Below are 15,293 nucleotides of genomic sequence, written 5' to 3' on the forward strand. Positions count from 1 at the left end.
ATTACTTAGGAGAAATTATGAACACGCTATCTAAAGCGATAAAACTTGCCTTATACAGTTCTGGTATAGGGTTTATCTCAACAGCTTACGCTGAAACAGTTACTCATCTTGATACCGTAGAAGTAAGTGCCGAAACGCCAAATGCCTCATCGGAAGAAACTGGACGTTATGCACAGAAAAAAGCCAAAGGCTCTAATGGAATGGCATTGAGTGCGAAAGACACGCCACAAAGCGTAACGGCTGTAACGCATCAACAAATCAGAGATCAAAATCTTAATACGATTGCCAAAGCACTTGAAGCAACTCACGGTGTTTCTGTTTCTTTACTTGACAGAGGACGCTATTCTTTCAGTGCTCGTGGTTTTGGGATTGATAAAGTCAAGGTAGATGGTATGGATCTCAAAGTAAATAACCAATGGACAACGGGCGAAAATACAGGCAACAGCGTGTTATACGACCGAGTAGAAGTTGTGCGTGGTGCTACAGGCTTAACTACTGGGGCAGGCGATCCTTCTGCAAGTGTTAATCTTGTTCGTAAACGAGCCAATAGCATTTCCTATTATACTATTTTAGAAGCTGGAATCGGGCGTTATGCTGATTTCAATACAATGATTGACCATAGCCAAGCATTGAATAATTCAGGATCAGTAAGAGGCCGCTTTATTGCAGAGCATAAAAACGGTAATACGTTCATTAAAAATGAAAAAGAACGTTACACCACGCTTTATGGCAATATTGAAGCAGACTTAACTGACACTACCAAACTTGGGTTAGGTGTAAGCTATCAAAAAGAAAAACGTGATGCAGCACTTTGGGGTGGTTTACCAGCATTCTATAGCGATGGTGGTGAAACTAACTGGAGCAGAAGCAAAAATGCCAGTCCGGAATGGGCTTACTGGGATAATGAATCCGTAAACTATTTTGCCGATATTACACAAAAACTAGGCGAAAAATGGGAACTTGCATTAAAAGGCAATTACCGTGTAGGCAAACATAATTCAGAACTTTTCTATTTCAGCGGCTCATCACTTAATCGACAAGATGGATTAGGTTGGTCGCCTTGGCCGGGTAAATTTAAAAATGATAATACACAATCTAATGTGCAGCTTGATCTTACCGGTTCATTCTCTGCTTGGGGATTAGAACACGATGCGGCAATCGGTATTCAATACAATCGAGCACATCGTAATTCCTACGCTGCCGATAACAGCACCTTTGACGGAGCTTTCGACTTTAATAATTGGAATGGCATTTATGCTAGACCAAACTGGGGAAGTATGTCTGAAAAATACTACCAAAACTTAAAAGAGTTCGGGGTGTATGTTTCTACCCGTTTACGTCTTACAGATAGACTTTCTATGCTTCTAGGTTCTCGTATTTCATCGTACCGCACAGAAGGCACTTTCTATGGTTCAACACAAAACTTCCACGCTAACGATGTTTGGACACCTTATGCAGGATTAACCTTTGATATTAATCCACAAAATACCGTTTATGTAAGTTATACCGATATTTTCAAACCACAAAGTCAAGTGGACATCAATAACAAACTACTCTCTCCTGTTACGGGCGAAACCTACGAAGCAGGTTGGAAAGGGAGTTATTTCAATGACAACTTGCAAACTCAAATTAGCGTATTTGAAACAAGACAAGATAATCTAGCTCAATCTGCCGGTATTAACCCTAATACATTATTAGCCTACTACACAGCCTCTAAAGGTGCGAAAGTTCGAGGCTTTGAAGTAGAAGCATCTGGAAATGTAACTGAAAAATTAAAACTCAATGCAGGATATACTCAGTGGAAAGGCGATGATGCTTCAGGTAACCCAATTAACACAACTCAACCACGCAAACAATTTAAATTCTTTGCAACTTACGATATGAACCGTTTAGTGCAAGGTTTAACGGTAGGAGCAGGTGTAAACTGGCAAAGCAGAATTTATACCAAACACGCTACTTATGGCGAATATGGTCAAAAAGCTTACACTTTAGTGAATTTGATGGCTCGTTATCAATTTAATGACAACTTCTCAGCACAGCTTAACATTGATAACTTATTCGATAAAAAATATCGTAACGCCCTCAGCTTTAGCCAATATAGCTACGGTGAGCCATTCTATACACGCTTAAATTTACGCTATGAATTCTAATTCCGTATAACAAGCGGTCAAATTTAGTAAAACATTTGCAATTTAAGGCAGTAATCGGTAAGGTTACTGCCTTAGCTTTTTTATTCATTCATCTTTTATTTTCAAGAGGCTTTACAATGAAAATTATCCTATTAGGCGCACCGGGTGCGGGTAAAGGTACACAAGCACAATTTATTATGAACAAGTTCGGTATTCCGCAAATTTCAACCGGCGATATGTTCCGTGCGGCGATTAAAGAAGGCACTGAGCTTGGTAAACAAGCAAAAGCATTGATGGACGAAGGTAAATTAGTGCCGGATAAATTAACGGTTGCCTTAGTAAAAGACCGTATCGCTCAACCTGATTGTGCGAACGGTTTCTTATTAGACGGTTTCCCACGCACCATTCCGCAAGCTGATGCGTTAAAAGAGGCTGGCGTAAAAATTGATTTAGTACTTGAGTTTGATGTAGCCGATGAAGTGATTGTTGAGCGTATGAGCGGTCGTCGTGTTCACCAACCATCAGGGCGTACTTACCACGTGGTGTACAATCAACCGAAAGTGGAAGGTAAAGATGATGTGACTGGTGAGGATTTAATTATTCGTCAAGATGACAAACCTGAAACGGTATTAGAGCGTTTAGCAATTTATCATAAACAAACTAAGCCATTAATTGCTTACTACACTGCAGAAGCGGAAGCAGGCAATACTCGCTATGAACGTTTAGACGGTACAAAACCGGTTGAAGAAGTGAGTGCGGAATTAGCAAAAATCTTAGGCTAATATAAATATATAAGCGGTCATTTTGGGTAAATATTTTGCAATATTTCATTTAAAAATGACCGCTTGTTTATTTTATTACTCAGAATGGTAACGAGAAATAATTTGTTTTGCGCCACCGTTACCGACACAAGCTTCATTTAGCGGTGAAGTTGAATAACTTCCATCTACACAAATTGCCGTGACATTAGTAGGTAAAGCTTGTTGAGGAGAATGTGGATTACGAATAGGTGTGTATTCCGTTTTGGTTGAAGGTTCTTTAACGATTTGAACCGGTTGATTTGAGCTACAAGCAGTAATCGTTACAGCAAGAGCCAATAAAGAAAATAAATGCGCTTTCATACATAAATCCTTGTATATTTATAGACGACAATTAATGCTTGTTGCCGTGCTTGAGTTTATAAAAAAGGGTTGAATTGCTCAACCCTTTTATAAATTTCAAGTTATGAATTTACAAAACTTTTCCCTAATTCAATATCTGCTTTAAGAATTGGTTTAATTTCGTCTAATTTTGTTTGTTCATATTCACTTAATTTACCGATTGGCAGAATTTCTTCTACACCGGTTAAACCGAATCTTACCGGATGTGCAAAGAATTCCGGATAATCTGAACCTTCTTTACTCTCTACATAAGCGTAGCGTACACAATCTTCACCTAATAACGCTTTGAAAATCGCTATGGCAAAACGAGCACCGGATTCTGCCATTGAAAGTGTCGCAGATCCGCCACCGGCTTTTGCTTCCACCACTTCAGTACCGGCGTTTTGAATACGATAAGTTAAAGATTCAATTTCTTCTTGGTTGAATGAAACCGGACGCCCTTCTGCAAGTGCTTGAGAAAGTAATGGTAGAATCGTTGGGCCTGAGTGACCGCCGATAACAGGCACTTTAACCGTTTCGACATTCTTGTCTTTCAATTCAGACATAAATGTTTTTGCACGCACTACATCAAGCGTGGTTACACCGAATAATTTACGTTTGTCGTATACACCTGCTTTACGTAATACTTCAGCAACAATCGGAACCAATGTATTCACTGGATTCGTTACAATACCGATACAAGCGTTCGGACAAACCTCAGCGACTGTTTCAACTAAGTTTTTAATGATACCCGCATTGATATTGAAGAGATCCGCACGAGTCATACCCGGTTTACGTGTGACACCTGCAGTTAATAGGACAAGATTAGCGTCTTTAAGTGCTTCACTCGGATCTTCACCTGAATAGCCGACAGCATTTACCGATGTTGGAATGTGACTGATATCTACCGCAATACCTGGAGTGACCGGCGAAATGTCATATAACGCAAGATCCGTTCCGGCAGGTAAACGAAGTTTTAGCAAGAGAGCAAGAGTTTGCCCAATCCCACCTGCAGCGCCTAAAAGTGCAACTTTCATAAACAACTCCTAATCAATAATGGTTATAAAATAAAACTAGGCTAAGTTTAACAAACATTTGTTAAGATTGATGCTAAATAAAACGAATCTCTGGAAAAAATTTTTCTAATGTTTGATTTAGATTGATTTTTTGGTACTTATAAGCAAAAATTATGCTTCTAATCGAAGCAATATTGCATAAGGGAGATGAGATGGAAAAGCTTGATAATTTATCAGAAGCATTTAAAGCATTGCTAAAACAAGAGAAATTCGGTTCTCAGGGTGAGATAATTAATGCGTTGCAAGAGTTAGGTTTTGAAAATATCAATCAGTCTAAAGTGTCTCGTATGCTTTCCAAATTTGGTGCGGTAAGAACGCGTAATACAAAAATGGAAATGGTCTATCAATTACCTGCCGAATTAGGCGTGCCGACAACCTCCAGCCCTTTAAAGAATTTAGTCGTTGATATTGATTATAACGATGTGCTAATTGTCGTAAAAACCAGCCCAGGTGCGGCTCAATTAATTGCTCGTTTATTGGACTCAATGGGAAAAGGCGAAGGTATTTTAGGTACAATCGCCGGTGATGATACGATTTTTATCACCCCAACACGCTCAACAGCAATGGAAGATCTAATCCAAAATATTACCGAATTATTTGAGTCATCACTCTAATGAAAATTTTAATTACTGGCGGAACGGGTTTTATCGGGCGGCATTTAGTTGAGGCGTTATTGGAGGAAGGTCATGCATTGACGCTGGTTACCCACCAATCGAATCCAAAGATTACATTTACTCAAGCGGTCGAATTTTGCCAAAATCTTGCAAGTTTAGAGAGTTTAGACGGATTCGATGCAGTAATTAATCTTGCTGGAGAGCCGATTTTTAATCGAGCTTGGACGCCTGAACAAAAGCAAAGACTTTCAGAGAGCCGTCTACAAACTACTTCTTTATTAGCCCAGTTAATTCAAGCAAGCCGAACGCCACCGCATACCTTTATTTCAGGTTCGGCAACCGGTTATTACGGCAATGTTCGTTCTGACTCCTTAATGGATGAATCTGCAGCTTGTGATACAAATTTTAGTGCAGAGCTTTGCCGACAGTGGGAAGCGGCAGCACTAACTGTCGAAAGTCCAAGAACACGAGTATGCTTAATTAGAACTGGCATAGTGCTTGCCCCGCAAGGTGGTGTGCTATTAAAGATGTTGCCGTTATATCGATTGAATTTAGCCGGTAAACTTGGCTCGGGGCAGCAGCATTGGGCGTGGATTGCTTTGGAAGATCACATACAAGCGGTCTTATTTTTATTGAAAAATGCAAATTGCCGAGGCGCATTTAATCTCGTTGCACCTCATCCGGTTACGAATGCAGAATTTAATGTTCGTTTAGCTGCTTATTTGAAACGTTGTGCGTGGTTTGCCGTGCCGGCTTTTATATTGAAACTGGTTTTAGGCGAGCGTTCGCAATTATTATTAGATAATCAACCACTTACCCCCGCTAAATTATTGGTAAATGGTTTTAGATTTCGACTGCTCGATTTAGATTTTAAACAGATCTTTGAGCAATAAAAAATCCCACCGACTGGTGGGATTTTTTATGCCTTATTATTGAAGGATTAAGTAGAAGTTTGAATTACCGCGTAGAATATTTAATGCGATAACTGAAGGCTTCGAACCTAACACTTCACGTAATTGTTTGATGCTGTCTACTTTGACACGGTTTACACCAACGATAATATCGCCTTCCGCGAGGCCTCGGTTTTCAGCAATCGAACCTTTAGTTACTTTTGCAATTTCGATACCTTTTACACCGTCTTTATCAATGTTTGCAAATTCGGCGCCTTTTAATGCAGGAATAACGTCTTTTGTGGTTGATTTTGTCGCATTTTTACTGTTTTTTGCCGTATTGTCAGTACTGTCCGATTGAAGCGTTACTTTCGCTTTTTCTTCTTTTCCGTCACGTAAGTACGTTAGTTCAATTTCCTTGCCCGAGCCTGAAGTCGCTACTTTGGCTCGTAATTCGCTGAAGCTATTGATTTTTTTGCCGTTTAATTCGGTAATCACATCACCTGCTTTTAAACCAGCTTTCGCAGCGGCAGAATCAGCTAAAACTTCACTTATGAATGCGCCTTTTTGTGCATCAATTTTGAATTCTTTTGCCAGATCAGCATTTAATTCGCCACCTTTAATACCTAACATACCGCGTTTTACTTCACCAAATTCAATGATTTGTTGCACGAGGCTGTTTGCCATATTACTCGGAATCGCAAAAGCAATACCGGCATTACCACCGCTTGGCGAAATAATCGCAGTATTAATACCGATTAACTCACCATTTAAATTAATTAACGGGCCACCCGAGTTACCTTGGTTTACTGCTGCATCCGTTTGAATATAGCTTTCGTAACCTTCGTCTGAATTACCGGTTGAACGCCCTAACGCTGAAATAATACCTGAAGTTACGGTTTGACCTAAACCGAATGGGTTACCGATAGCTACACTGAAATCACCGACACGTGACTTATCAGAGTCAGCAAATTTTAATTCAACTAAATTTTTAGGATTTTCAATTTGTACTAAAGCCACATCCGATAGTGGATCTGAGCCTAATAATTTCGCTTTAAATTCTCGACCGTCTTCTAATTTAATCGTAATTTTGTCCGCATTTTTAATAACGTGGTTATTCGTAATTACATAACCCTTTTCGGCATTGATGATTGCGCCTGAACCTTGCCCACGGAAATTACGCGGTGCACTACGTTCACCAAACATATCAGGGCCAAAGAAAAATTCAAATTCTTCCGGAATATCACGACGATAACGGGCTCTTTCTTCCGTTTTTCCTTCTACTGAAATACTAACTACCGCCGGACGAACTTTTTCAATCATAGAAGCTAAACTTGGTAGAGGCTGACCTTCAACGGCTGTCGGTAATGTCGCTTGTGCCGTTACTGGAACTGAAAATAAACCGAGACCTAATACTAGTGAAGCTAAGATCGATTTTTTCATTACTTTATTCATTTATATTTATCCTTTTTTGTGTCAAAAAATTCAACGAGCTTCAAAGGTAGCTCGTGTCCATTCAGACCACCTAATTTGGTGGCGGTTCCTTCAAAAAGCAAGTGTCTAGCTAAAAAATAATCAATTACTTATGCAAAAGTTTATTAAAAATGGTTATTAAATTGTACATTTTCTGTCAAAAGTTAAAAATCCTTTGACTTTATGTGGCGGTTAATAGAGTATTGCCAACCATTTTATGTTTTATATAAATTACTAAAGAAAATTCCAATGCGAGATAATGAATACTTAGTTGAAGTGAAAAACCTCACCTTTAGTCGGGGTGAAAGGGTGATTTATGACAACTTAAATCTGCGGGTGCAGAAAGGTAAAGTTACCGCGATTATGGGGCCGTCAGGAATTGGTAAAACGACTTTACTCCGCTTAATCGGCGGGCAGATTATTCCTGAAAAAGGGCAGATATTATTTGATGGCGAAGATGTATGTAAAGTGTCCAATAAAAAGCTTTATGAAATTCGTCAGCGTATGGGTATGTTATTTCAATCAGGGGCATTATTTACTGATTTATCTACCTTCGATAATGTTGCCTTCCCTATTCGTGAACATACAAGATTACCGGAAGCATTAATTAGAAAACTAGTGCTAATGAAGTTAGAATCGGTTGGGTTACGCGGTGCAGCGCAATTAATGCCGGCGGAACTTTCGGGCGGAATGGCGCGGCGAGCGGCGTTAGCGCGAGCAATAGCACTGGATCCTGAATTAATTATGTATGATGAACCGTTCACCGGACAAGATCCGATTAGTATGGGCGTAATTGTCGAGTTAATCAGAAAACTCAACCAAGCATTAAATTTAACGTCAATTGTGGTTTCACATGATGTAACGGAAGTGCTGAGTATTGCTGATTATGCTTATATTGTAGCGGATAAGCGCGTGATTGCTGAAGGTACGCCGGAAGCATTGATGGCAAGTCAAGATCCACAAGTGGTTCAGTTCTTAGCAGGTAAAGCAGATGGTCCGGTTCGTTTCCATTATCCGGCTAAAGAATATACGGAGGAGCTATTCAGTGATTAATTTTATTAGTAGCATCGGTTCTTCTGTGATTAGTTTTATACGAGCGTTTGGGCGAGCAACCTTTATGTTGTTTGGCGCATTGATCGGCAAACCGCAATTTCGTAAGCATACACCATTATTAATTAAGCAATTATATGTGTTAGGGGTTCAGTCTCTACTCATTATTATGCTGTCAGGCTTATTTATCGGTATGGTATTAGGCTTGCAAGGTTATGTGGTATTAGTCGATTTTGCAGCCGAAACCAGTTTAGGTACGCTTGTTTCATTATCGTTACTAAGAGAATTAGGGCCTGTAGTAACAGCACTTCTTTTTGCTGGGCGTGCAGGTTCGGCGTTAACTGCAGAAATCGGTTTAATGAAAGCAACGGAACAGCTATCAAGCCTTGAAATGATGGCAGTTGATCCGCTAAGACGAATTATTGCACCACGTTTTTGGGCTGGTGTGATTTCTATGCCTATTTTAGCGGCAATTTTTACCGCAATCGGCATCTGGGGCGGTTCGCTAGTTGGTGTCGATTGGAAAGGTGTTGATGGTGGTAGCTTTTGGTCGGTAATGCAAAACTCGGTAGATTGGAGCGATTTAATTAACGGCTTCATTAAAAGTATTATTTTTGCTTTTGCCGTAGTATGGATTGCATTATTTAACGGTTATGACTCTGTTGCAACTTCAGAAGGTATTAGCCAAGCAACAACAAGAACCGTGGTGCACGCTTCATTAGTTGTGCTAGGACTTGATTTTATTTTGACCGCTATCATGTTCGGTGGTTAATTCACAAAGGAAAAGACAATGCGTCAATCAATTAAATATGAATTTTGGGTGGGCTTATTTGTATTACTTGGCTTAGCGGCTTTAGTATTTTTAGGCTTGCGTGTTGCGAATGTACAAGGTTTTACCTCAGAGAAGACTTACACTCTTTACGCAACTTTTGATAACATCGGGGGACTAAAAGTCCGTGCGCCGATTAAGGTCGGAGGCGTAGTTGTAGGACGTGTTGCTGAAATTAATTTAGATGCACAAACCTATACGCCTAAAGTAACTTTAGCAGTGAATGAAGATTTTAATAAAATTCCTGATACTAGCTCGCTTTCAATTAAAACATCTGGTCTTCTAGGTGAACAATATATCGCTTTAAATATCGGTTTCATGTTAGAAGGTGAAACGGAGTATATGAAAGAAGGCAGTAGCTTTGCTGATACAAATTCAGCAATGGTGTTGGAAGATTTAATCGGTCAGTTCTTATATGGCGATAAAAAATCAGATAAAACTGACGGAGAAAAAGCGGAAGGCGAAACAGAGCCTAAAGCACAATAATTACACAGTGATTTTCACTGAGTGATATTTTATTTCGGGTGGGAAGACCACCTTACATTTGGAGATTTTAAATGTTAAAAAACATCAAAAAAGTAATCGTAACTGGTTTTGTAGCAGTCGCAACATTATTCTCAGCACAAGCATTTGCTGAAACAAGCCCATACGTTTTAATGCAACAAACAGCAGATAAACTCTTTAACGATATTAAGGCGAATCAAAGTAAAATTAAGGCGAATCCGGAATATTTACGTACCATTGTTCGCAATGATTTAATGCCTCGTGTGCATGTGAAATATGCAGGCCAATTAGTGTTAGGTAAATCGCTTTCTTCTGCGTCAGAAGCACAACGTGAGCAATTCTTTACTGCTTTCGGTCAATTTATTGAACAATCATACACACAAGTGTTAACGCAATACCAAGACCAACAAGTGCAAATTGAAAGCGAGAAACCGGTAGGTGACAAATCTATCGTAAGCATTCGTGTAAATGTGTTATCATCAGGCAACGCTGCGCCAATCAAATTAGATTTTAAATGGCGTAAAAACAGCAAAACTGGTGAATGGCAAGCATATGATATGGCTGCGGAAGGTGTAAGTATGGTTGCGACCAAACAAAATGAGTGGAGCGGCGTCTTACGTCAAAAAGGGATTGATGCTTTAACTGCACAAGTTGCGCAATCCGCTAAACAACCGATTACATTAAGTAAATAATTTTAGTTTTATGAAGCCACAAAAAACATTACAATGGGGCGTTCAGCAGAATAATGAAAGCCTATTTGTAAAATTGTCAGGCGAATTAACTCGAGACACGTTGCTTCCGCTTTGGAAGCAACGTGCTTCTTTTTTATCGCCGAAAGGTAACCAACATATCTATTGGGATTTAAAAGATCTTGAGCGTGTTGATTCCGCCGGTTTTACATTGCTTGCTGAATTGCTCAATCATTATCAGAAACAGACGCCGAACTGGTTAATCAATAGTCCTGAAACAGTGAAAACACTAGCGGAATTATTTGATTTATCAGAATGGCTAAATCGGTTTATAGTTTGCGATAAAAGCAAATTATGTTGTGAAAACGCTTAAGGAATTATAAGCACATGGAACCAAAACAACTCGAAGAAATTTTAAGAAATGCGTTACCGACAGCAGCGGAGATTCATGCGCAGGGTGAGAATTCACATTATGGCGTAATCGTTGTCAGTGATGAATTAGTACAATTATCAAAAGTAAAACAACAACAAGCGGTATATGCACCATTAGGTGAATATTTTGCAACAAATGCTATCCACGCATTGACGATTAAAGTTTTCTCGACAGAGCAGTGGAAAAAAGATCGCTTACTTAATATGGTAAGCTAGCCTATTCGATGAATAGTGGATAATGATAGCTAAGCGGTCGATTTTGTAAAAAAATTTGCAAAAATGACCGCTTGAGTTTTGTATATGATCCATTATTATCAGTTATTTATTTCTAAGGATTTTATAATGGAAAAATTTCGTGTTCACGGTCCTTTTACATTAAGTGGGACGGTTGATATTTCAGGTGCTAAAAATGCCGCACTTCCAATTTTGTTTGCAGCCATTTTGGCTACCGAACCTGTTACTTTAACGAATGTGCCAGATCTTAAGGATGTGGACACGACTTTTAAAATCTTACGTAAATTAGGCGTAGTAGTTGAGCGTGATGAGACCGGAGCGGTACAAATTGATGCAAGTCATATTGATCACTACGTTGCGCCTTATGAATTAGTAAAAACCATGCGTGCTTCAATTTGGGCGTTAGCGCCACTTGTAGCACGTTTCCACGAAGGTCAAGTCTCATTACCGGGCGGTTGTACGATTGGCGCACGTCCAGTTGACATGCACATTTCGGGCTTAGAAAAAATGGGTGCGCTAATTGAGCTGGATGAAGGCTATGTGAAAGCAACGTCAAACGGCCGTTTACAAGGCACACGCATTTATATGGATAAAGTGAGTGTTGGTGCAACTTTATCAGTGATGATGGCAGGTACTTTAGCGGAAGGCACAACAGTGATTGAAAATGCGGCTCGTGAGCCTGAAATTGTTGATACTGCATTATTCTTAAATGCCATGGGTGCAAAAATTTCAGGTGCAGGTACGGATACTATTACGGTTGAAGGCGTAGAACGTTTAACAGGCTGCCAACATCGTGTGGTTGCAGACCGTATTGAAACCGGTACATTCTTAGTCGCAGCTGCGGTTTCAGGCGGTAAAATTACTTGTCGAGGAACTAAGGCGGATACACTAGACGCTGTAATTGAAAAATTACGTGAAGCTGGTATGGAAGTAACTGTAACGGAAGATACGATTACCTTAGATTCGAAAGGTCAGCGCCCGAAAGCAGTAAATATTCGCACGATGCCGCACTCGGGGTTCCCAACTGATATGCAAGCGCAATTTACTCTGTTGAATGTTGTGGCGGAAGGTACAAGCCGTATTACAGAAACGATTTTTGAAAACCGCTTTATGCATATTCCCGAATTAAACCGTATGGGAGCTAAAGGTGAAATCGAAGGTAATACTGTAATTTGTCACGGTGTAGAAAAATTAAAATCAGCAGAAGTGATGGCGACAGACTTACGAGCGTCAATTAGCTTAGTATTAGCAGGTTGTATTGCTTCAGGTGAAACTATTGTTGATCGTATTTATCATATCGACCGTGGTTATGAGCATATTGAAGAGAAATTACGTGGAATTGGTGCGAAAATCGAACGTTTTTCTGAACCGTTCACTGGCGAATAATTTGAAATAAATTTAAAAGAGCTGTTTTAGAGTATGAATACTTTAAGCAGCCCTTTTTGATTAATATTACTTATTGGCTAGCTTTTTTCATCATTTTCTTTTCATGTTTTTTTGACATCATTTTGTCGTCTTTCATCATGTGTTTATCAGACATCATTTTGTCGTCTTTCATCATGTGTTTGTCAGACATCATTTTGTCGTCTTTCATCATGTGTTTGTCAGACATCATTTTGTCGTCTTTCATCATGTGTTTGTCAGACATCATTTTGTCGTCTTTCATCATGTGTTTGTCAGACATCATTTTGTCATCTTTCATCATATGATGAGAATCTTTCATGTCATTTGCATGCGCGTTAACCATAAGCGCTAAACCCATCATAACAGCTGAAAGTGATACGAATCTTTTCATATTAAAGTCTCCTTTTATAAATAATAAGTTGCATACTAAGTAATAGTAAGTTTCGCTAAATTGGACGTGATGGGATAGGGCTTCTTACAAATTATTTTTTATAAAAAGCAAAAGGCCGCAATAAAAGCGGTCTTTTGTGCAGTTTTTTTGCGATTATTTTATGCCTTTACGCAATAAGTCTTGGTAGCCACCGTGGTTTGTCATTTGGCGATAACCCAGTTTTTGTAATTCAGTTAATGCTACGTCAGCACGAAGCCCTGAACGGCAGTATAAGTGAATCGGTGCATCTCTATCTTCTGTCAGTTGATGGATTTTTGCACTAATTTGTTCAACCGGAATATTGATTGCGCCTTCAATATGTCCTGTAACAAATTCTTCTGCGGTGCGTACGTCAGTCCAAATACCTTGCGCTTTTTTTGCAGCGGCTGATTGGCTGTTTGCAACTTGTTGATTGCTTTCATTTGCAGATACTGTAATAGGAAGGCTCAATAAAAGTGCAGCAATAAGCGGGAAAGTTGTTTTTAACATAGTGGTAGCTCCTAGCTTTAATTATAGTCTTTGGTATATATTTATCTAAATATCTTACAACAAGCGGTCGAATTTTATGAAAAATTTGCAAATGTAGGAATCCCTATATTTCGCCCCTGTTTTCAAGTAAAATAGATAAGATTTTTTCTATGAGGAATACATAATGTCAACTCAATTTGTATATACGATGCATCGTGTCGGCAAAGTTGTGCCGCCGAAGCGTCATATTCTTAAAGATATTTCTTTAAGCTTTTTCCCTGGCGCAAAGATCGGGGTACTTGGTTTAAACGGTGCGGGTAAATCAACGCTATTACGTATTATGGCGGACGTGGATAAAGAGTTTGAAGGTGAAGCTCGTCCGCAACCGGGTATTAAAATCGGTTATTTACCGCAAGAACCAAAATTAGATCCGCAACAAACTGTGCGTGAAGCAATTGAAGAAGCGGTTTCGGAAGTAAAAAATGCGTTAACTCGTTTAGATGAAGTTTATGCGTTATATGCCGATCCAGATGCGGATTTCGATAAGTTAGCTGCAGAGCAAGCTAACTTAGAAGCAATTATTCAAGCACATGACGGTCACAATCTTGATAACCAATTAGAACGTGCGGCGGGTGCGTTACGCTTACCGGAATGGGATGCGAAAATCGAACATTTATCGGGTGGTGAACGCCGTCGTGTAGCGCTTTGCCGTTTATTACTCGAAAAACCGGATATGTTATTGTTAGACGAACCGACCAACCACTTGGATGCGGAATCGGTAGCGTGGTTAGAGCGCTTCTTACATGACTATGAAGGTACAGTAGTAGCGATTACCCACGACCGTTACTTCTTAGATAACGTAGCAGGCTGGATCTTAGAGCTTGACCGTGGTGAAGGTATTCCTTGGGAAGGTAACTATTCTTCTTGGTTAGAGCAAAAAGAGAAACGTTTAGAACAAGAAGCGGCAGCTGAATCTGCGCGCCAAAAATCGATTGCGAAAGAGTTGGAATGGGTGCGTCAAAACCCTAAAGGTCGCCAAGCGAAAAGTAAAGCACGTATGGCACGTTTTGATGAGCTTAATTCGGGCGAATATCAAAAACGTAACGAAACCAACGAACTCTTTATTCCGCCTGGTCCACGTTTAGGTGATAAAGTTATTGAAGTGAGTAACTTAACCAAATCTTACGGCGACCGCACTTTAATTGATGATTTGTCATTCTCAATTCCAAAAGGAGCGATTGTAGGGATTATCGGTGCCAATGGTGCGGGTAAATCGACCTTATTCCGTATGCTTTCAGGTCAAGAACAGCCTGATTCAGGCTCAATCGTAATGGGTGAAACCGTTACATTAGCTTCGGTAGATCAGTTCCGTGATTCGATGGACGATAAGAAAACCGTATGGGAAGAAGTATCGAACGGTCAAGATATTCTGACTATCGGTAACTTTGAAATTCCAAGCCGTGCTTACGTCGGTCGTTTCAACTTTAAAGGTGTAGATCAGCAAAAACACGTGGGTGAGTTATCCGGTGGTGAACGCGGTCGTTTACACTTAGCGAAACTTCTGCAACGTGGTGGTAACGTATTGTTATTAGACGAACCGACCAATGACTTGGACGTTGAAACTTTACGTGCGTTAGAAAATGCGATCTTAGAGTTCCCTGGCTGTGCAATGGTTATCTCGCACGACCGTTGGTTCTTGGACCGTATCGCAACCCATATTTTAGATTACGGCGATGAAGGTAAAGTGACCTTCTATGAAGGCAACTTCTCTGATTACGAAGAGTGGAAGAAGAAAACTTTAGGTGATGCGGCAACGCAACCTCACCGTATCAAATATAAACGTATTGCGAAGTAATACTTGAATAAGCGGTCGGATTTTGGTGAAAATTTGCAAATTTTCTTTGAAATTCGACCGCTTGCATCTTTTGATTA

General features: G+C 39.8%; 17 protein-coding genes. 12 read left to right on the plus strand and 5 right to left on the minus strand.

What is annotated here, in order from left to right; translation table 11 throughout:
• Window positions 1-17 precede the first annotated feature (17 nt).
• Both HMPREF0027_RS09235 and adk read left to right on the plus strand, forming a co-directional pair.
• Window positions 18-2,150 (plus strand): TonB-dependent siderophore receptor, encoded by a 2,133-nt coding sequence (locus tag HMPREF0027_RS09235; RefSeq protein ID WP_005624550.1) that lies wholly within the window; start codon window positions 18-20, stop codon window positions 2,148-2,150.
• Between the two features lie 116 nt (window positions 2,151-2,266).
• Window positions 2,267-2,911: an adenylate kinase gene (gene adk, locus HMPREF0027_RS09240; RefSeq protein ID WP_044024500.1), complete on the plus strand. Its 645-nt coding sequence runs from the start codon at window positions 2,267-2,269 to the stop codon at window positions 2,909-2,911.
• A gap of 75 nt (window positions 2,912-2,986) precedes the next feature.
• On the opposite strand, the gene HMPREF0027_RS09245 is transcribed toward adk, so the two are convergent.
• Together HMPREF0027_RS09245 and mdh are read right to left on the minus strand one after the other, a co-directional pair.
• On the minus strand, window positions 2,987-3,250 hold the full coding sequence (locus tag HMPREF0027_RS09245; protein WP_005624554.1) for a hypothetical protein: 264 nt from the start codon (window positions 3,248-3,250) through the stop codon (window positions 2,987-2,989).
• Between the two features lie 101 nt (window positions 3,251-3,351).
• A complete protein-coding gene (gene mdh / locus HMPREF0027_RS09250; RefSeq protein WP_005624556.1) occupies window positions 3,352-4,305 on the minus strand; it encodes a malate dehydrogenase in 954 nt (317 codons plus the stop codon).
• 191 nt (window positions 4,306-4,496) lie between these two features.
• Here mdh and argR point away from each other — a divergent pair, with 191 nt between their 5' ends.
• The gene (gene argR, locus HMPREF0027_RS09255; RefSeq protein ID WP_044024501.1) at window positions 4,497-4,958 is read left to right on the plus strand and encodes a transcriptional regulator ArgR; all 462 of its coding nucleotides are present in this window, start codon (window positions 4,497-4,499) and stop codon (window positions 4,956-4,958) included.
• Window positions 4,958-5,851 carry a TIGR01777 family oxidoreductase gene (locus HMPREF0027_RS09260; RefSeq protein ID WP_005624559.1) on the plus strand — a complete coding sequence of 298 codons (894 nt, stop codon included), beginning with the start codon at window positions 4,958-4,960 and terminating at the stop codon, window positions 5,849-5,851. Before argR ends, HMPREF0027_RS09260 begins: the two co-directional genes overlap by 1 nt.
• 36 nt (window positions 5,852-5,887) lie before the next feature.
• Here HMPREF0027_RS09260 and HMPREF0027_RS09265 read toward each other — a convergent pair whose 3' ends face one another.
• On the minus strand, window positions 5,888-7,303 hold the full coding sequence (locus HMPREF0027_RS09265; protein WP_005624561.1) for a DegQ family serine endoprotease: 1,416 nt from the start codon (window positions 7,301-7,303) through the stop codon (window positions 5,888-5,890).
• Between the two features lie 267 nt (window positions 7,304-7,570).
• Here HMPREF0027_RS09265 and mlaF point away from each other — a divergent pair, with 267 nt between their 5' ends.
• From mlaF to murA, 7 genes are all read left to right on the plus strand, one after another.
• Window positions 7,571-8,374, plus strand: a complete 804-nt coding sequence (gene mlaF / locus HMPREF0027_RS09270) for a phospholipid ABC transporter ATP-binding protein MlaF (protein ID WP_044024502.1) — start codon at window positions 7,571-7,573, stop codon at window positions 8,372-8,374.
• Complete coding sequence (gene mlaE, locus HMPREF0027_RS09275; RefSeq protein ID WP_181893781.1) at window positions 8,313-9,143, plus strand: lipid asymmetry maintenance ABC transporter permease subunit MlaE; 831 nt, start codon at window positions 8,313-8,315, stop codon at window positions 9,141-9,143. The genes mlaF and mlaE overlap by 62 nt, the downstream gene beginning before the upstream one ends.
• Before the next feature lie 18 nt (window positions 9,144-9,161).
• Window positions 9,162-9,686, plus strand: a complete 525-nt coding sequence (mlaD, locus tag HMPREF0027_RS09280; RefSeq protein WP_005624567.1) for an outer membrane lipid asymmetry maintenance protein MlaD — start codon at window positions 9,162-9,164, stop codon at window positions 9,684-9,686.
• 71 nt (window positions 9,687-9,757) lie between these two features.
• Window positions 9,758-10,396, plus strand: a complete 639-nt coding sequence (mlaC, locus tag HMPREF0027_RS09285) for a phospholipid-binding protein MlaC (RefSeq protein WP_005624569.1) — start codon at window positions 9,758-9,760, stop codon at window positions 10,394-10,396.
• A 10-nt stretch (window positions 10,397-10,406) separates the two neighbouring features.
• The gene (locus HMPREF0027_RS09290) at window positions 10,407-10,766 is read left to right on the plus strand and encodes an STAS domain-containing protein (protein WP_005624571.1); all 360 of its coding nucleotides are present in this window, start codon (window positions 10,407-10,409) and stop codon (window positions 10,764-10,766) included.
• A 14-nt stretch (window positions 10,767-10,780) separates the two neighbouring features.
• Window positions 10,781-11,041: a BolA family protein gene (locus HMPREF0027_RS09295; protein ID WP_005624573.1), complete on the plus strand. Its 261-nt coding sequence runs from the start codon at window positions 10,781-10,783 to the stop codon at window positions 11,039-11,041.
• A 126-nt stretch (window positions 11,042-11,167) separates the two neighbouring features.
• Entirely contained in the window at window positions 11,168-12,445 is a 1,278-nt protein-coding gene (murA, locus tag HMPREF0027_RS09300) for a UDP-N-acetylglucosamine 1-carboxyvinyltransferase (RefSeq protein ID WP_044024503.1), read from the plus strand.
• A 70-nt stretch (window positions 12,446-12,515) separates the two neighbouring features.
• On the opposite strand, the gene HMPREF0027_RS09305 is transcribed toward murA, so the two are convergent.
• Together HMPREF0027_RS09305 and HMPREF0027_RS09310 are read right to left on the minus strand one after the other, a co-directional pair.
• Window positions 12,516-12,806 carry a hypothetical protein gene (locus tag HMPREF0027_RS09305; RefSeq protein ID WP_244261866.1) on the minus strand — a complete coding sequence of 97 codons (291 nt, stop codon included), beginning with the start codon at window positions 12,804-12,806 and terminating at the stop codon, window positions 12,516-12,518.
• 201 nt (window positions 12,807-13,007) lie between these two features.
• On the minus strand, window positions 13,008-13,382 hold the full coding sequence (locus tag HMPREF0027_RS09310) for a rhodanese-like domain-containing protein (protein WP_005624576.1): 375 nt from the start codon (window positions 13,380-13,382) through the stop codon (window positions 13,008-13,010).
• A gap of 163 nt (window positions 13,383-13,545) precedes the next feature.
• On the opposite strand from HMPREF0027_RS09310, the gene ettA reads away from it, so the two are divergent.
• Complete coding sequence (ettA, locus tag HMPREF0027_RS09315; RefSeq protein ID WP_005624577.1) at window positions 13,546-15,216, plus strand: energy-dependent translational throttle protein EttA; 1,671 nt, start codon at window positions 13,546-13,548, stop codon at window positions 15,214-15,216.
• The last annotated feature ends 77 nt before the right edge of the window (window positions 15,217-15,293 follow it).

Source organism: Actinobacillus ureae ATCC 25976 (assembly GCF_000188255.1).
In the GTDB taxonomy this organism is placed as follows: domain Bacteria; phylum Pseudomonadota; class Gammaproteobacteria; order Enterobacterales; family Pasteurellaceae; genus Actinobacillus; species Actinobacillus ureae.

Coding starts and splice junctions, on each gene's coding strand:
- HMPREF0027_RS09235 (WP_005624550.1), top strand. CDS start 18: ATGAACACGCTATCTAAAGCGATAAAACTTGCCTTATACAGTTCTGGT.
- adk (WP_044024500.1), top strand. CDS start 2,267: ATGAAAATTATCCTATTAGGCGCACCGGGTGCGGGTAAAGGTACACAA.
- HMPREF0027_RS09245 (WP_005624554.1), bottom strand. CDS start 3,250: ATGAAAGCGCATTTATTTTCTTTATTGGCTCTTGCTGTAACGATTACT.
- mdh (WP_005624556.1), bottom strand. CDS start 4,305: ATGAAAGTTGCACTTTTAGGCGCTGCAGGTGGGATTGGGCAAACTCTT.
- argR (WP_044024501.1), top strand. CDS start 4,497: ATGGAAAAGCTTGATAATTTATCAGAAGCATTTAAAGCATTGCTAAAA.
- HMPREF0027_RS09260 (WP_005624559.1), top strand. CDS start 4,958: ATGAAAATTTTAATTACTGGCGGAACGGGTTTTATCGGGCGGCATTTA.
- HMPREF0027_RS09265 (WP_005624561.1), bottom strand. CDS start 7,303: ATGAATAAAGTAATGAAAAAATCGATCTTAGCTTCACTAGTATTAGGT.
- mlaF (WP_044024502.1), top strand. CDS start 7,571: ATGCGAGATAATGAATACTTAGTTGAAGTGAAAAACCTCACCTTTAGT.
- mlaE (WP_181893781.1), top strand. CDS start 8,313: ATGGTCCGGTTCGTTTCCATTATCCGGCTAAAGAATATACGGAGGAGC.
- mlaD (WP_005624567.1), top strand. CDS start 9,162: ATGCGTCAATCAATTAAATATGAATTTTGGGTGGGCTTATTTGTATTA.
- mlaC (WP_005624569.1), top strand. CDS start 9,758: ATGTTAAAAAACATCAAAAAAGTAATCGTAACTGGTTTTGTAGCAGTC.
- HMPREF0027_RS09290 (WP_005624571.1), top strand. CDS start 10,407: ATGAAGCCACAAAAAACATTACAATGGGGCGTTCAGCAGAATAATGAA.
- HMPREF0027_RS09295 (WP_005624573.1), top strand. CDS start 10,781: ATGGAACCAAAACAACTCGAAGAAATTTTAAGAAATGCGTTACCGACA.
- murA (WP_044024503.1), top strand. CDS start 11,168: ATGGAAAAATTTCGTGTTCACGGTCCTTTTACATTAAGTGGGACGGTT.
- HMPREF0027_RS09305 (WP_244261866.1), bottom strand. CDS start 12,806: ATGGTTAACGCGCATGCAAATGACATGAAAGATTCTCATCATATGATG.
- HMPREF0027_RS09310 (WP_005624576.1), bottom strand. CDS start 13,382: ATGTTAAAAACAACTTTCCCGCTTATTGCTGCACTTTTATTGAGCCTT.
- ettA (WP_005624577.1), top strand. CDS start 13,546: ATGTCAACTCAATTTGTATATACGATGCATCGTGTCGGCAAAGTTGTG.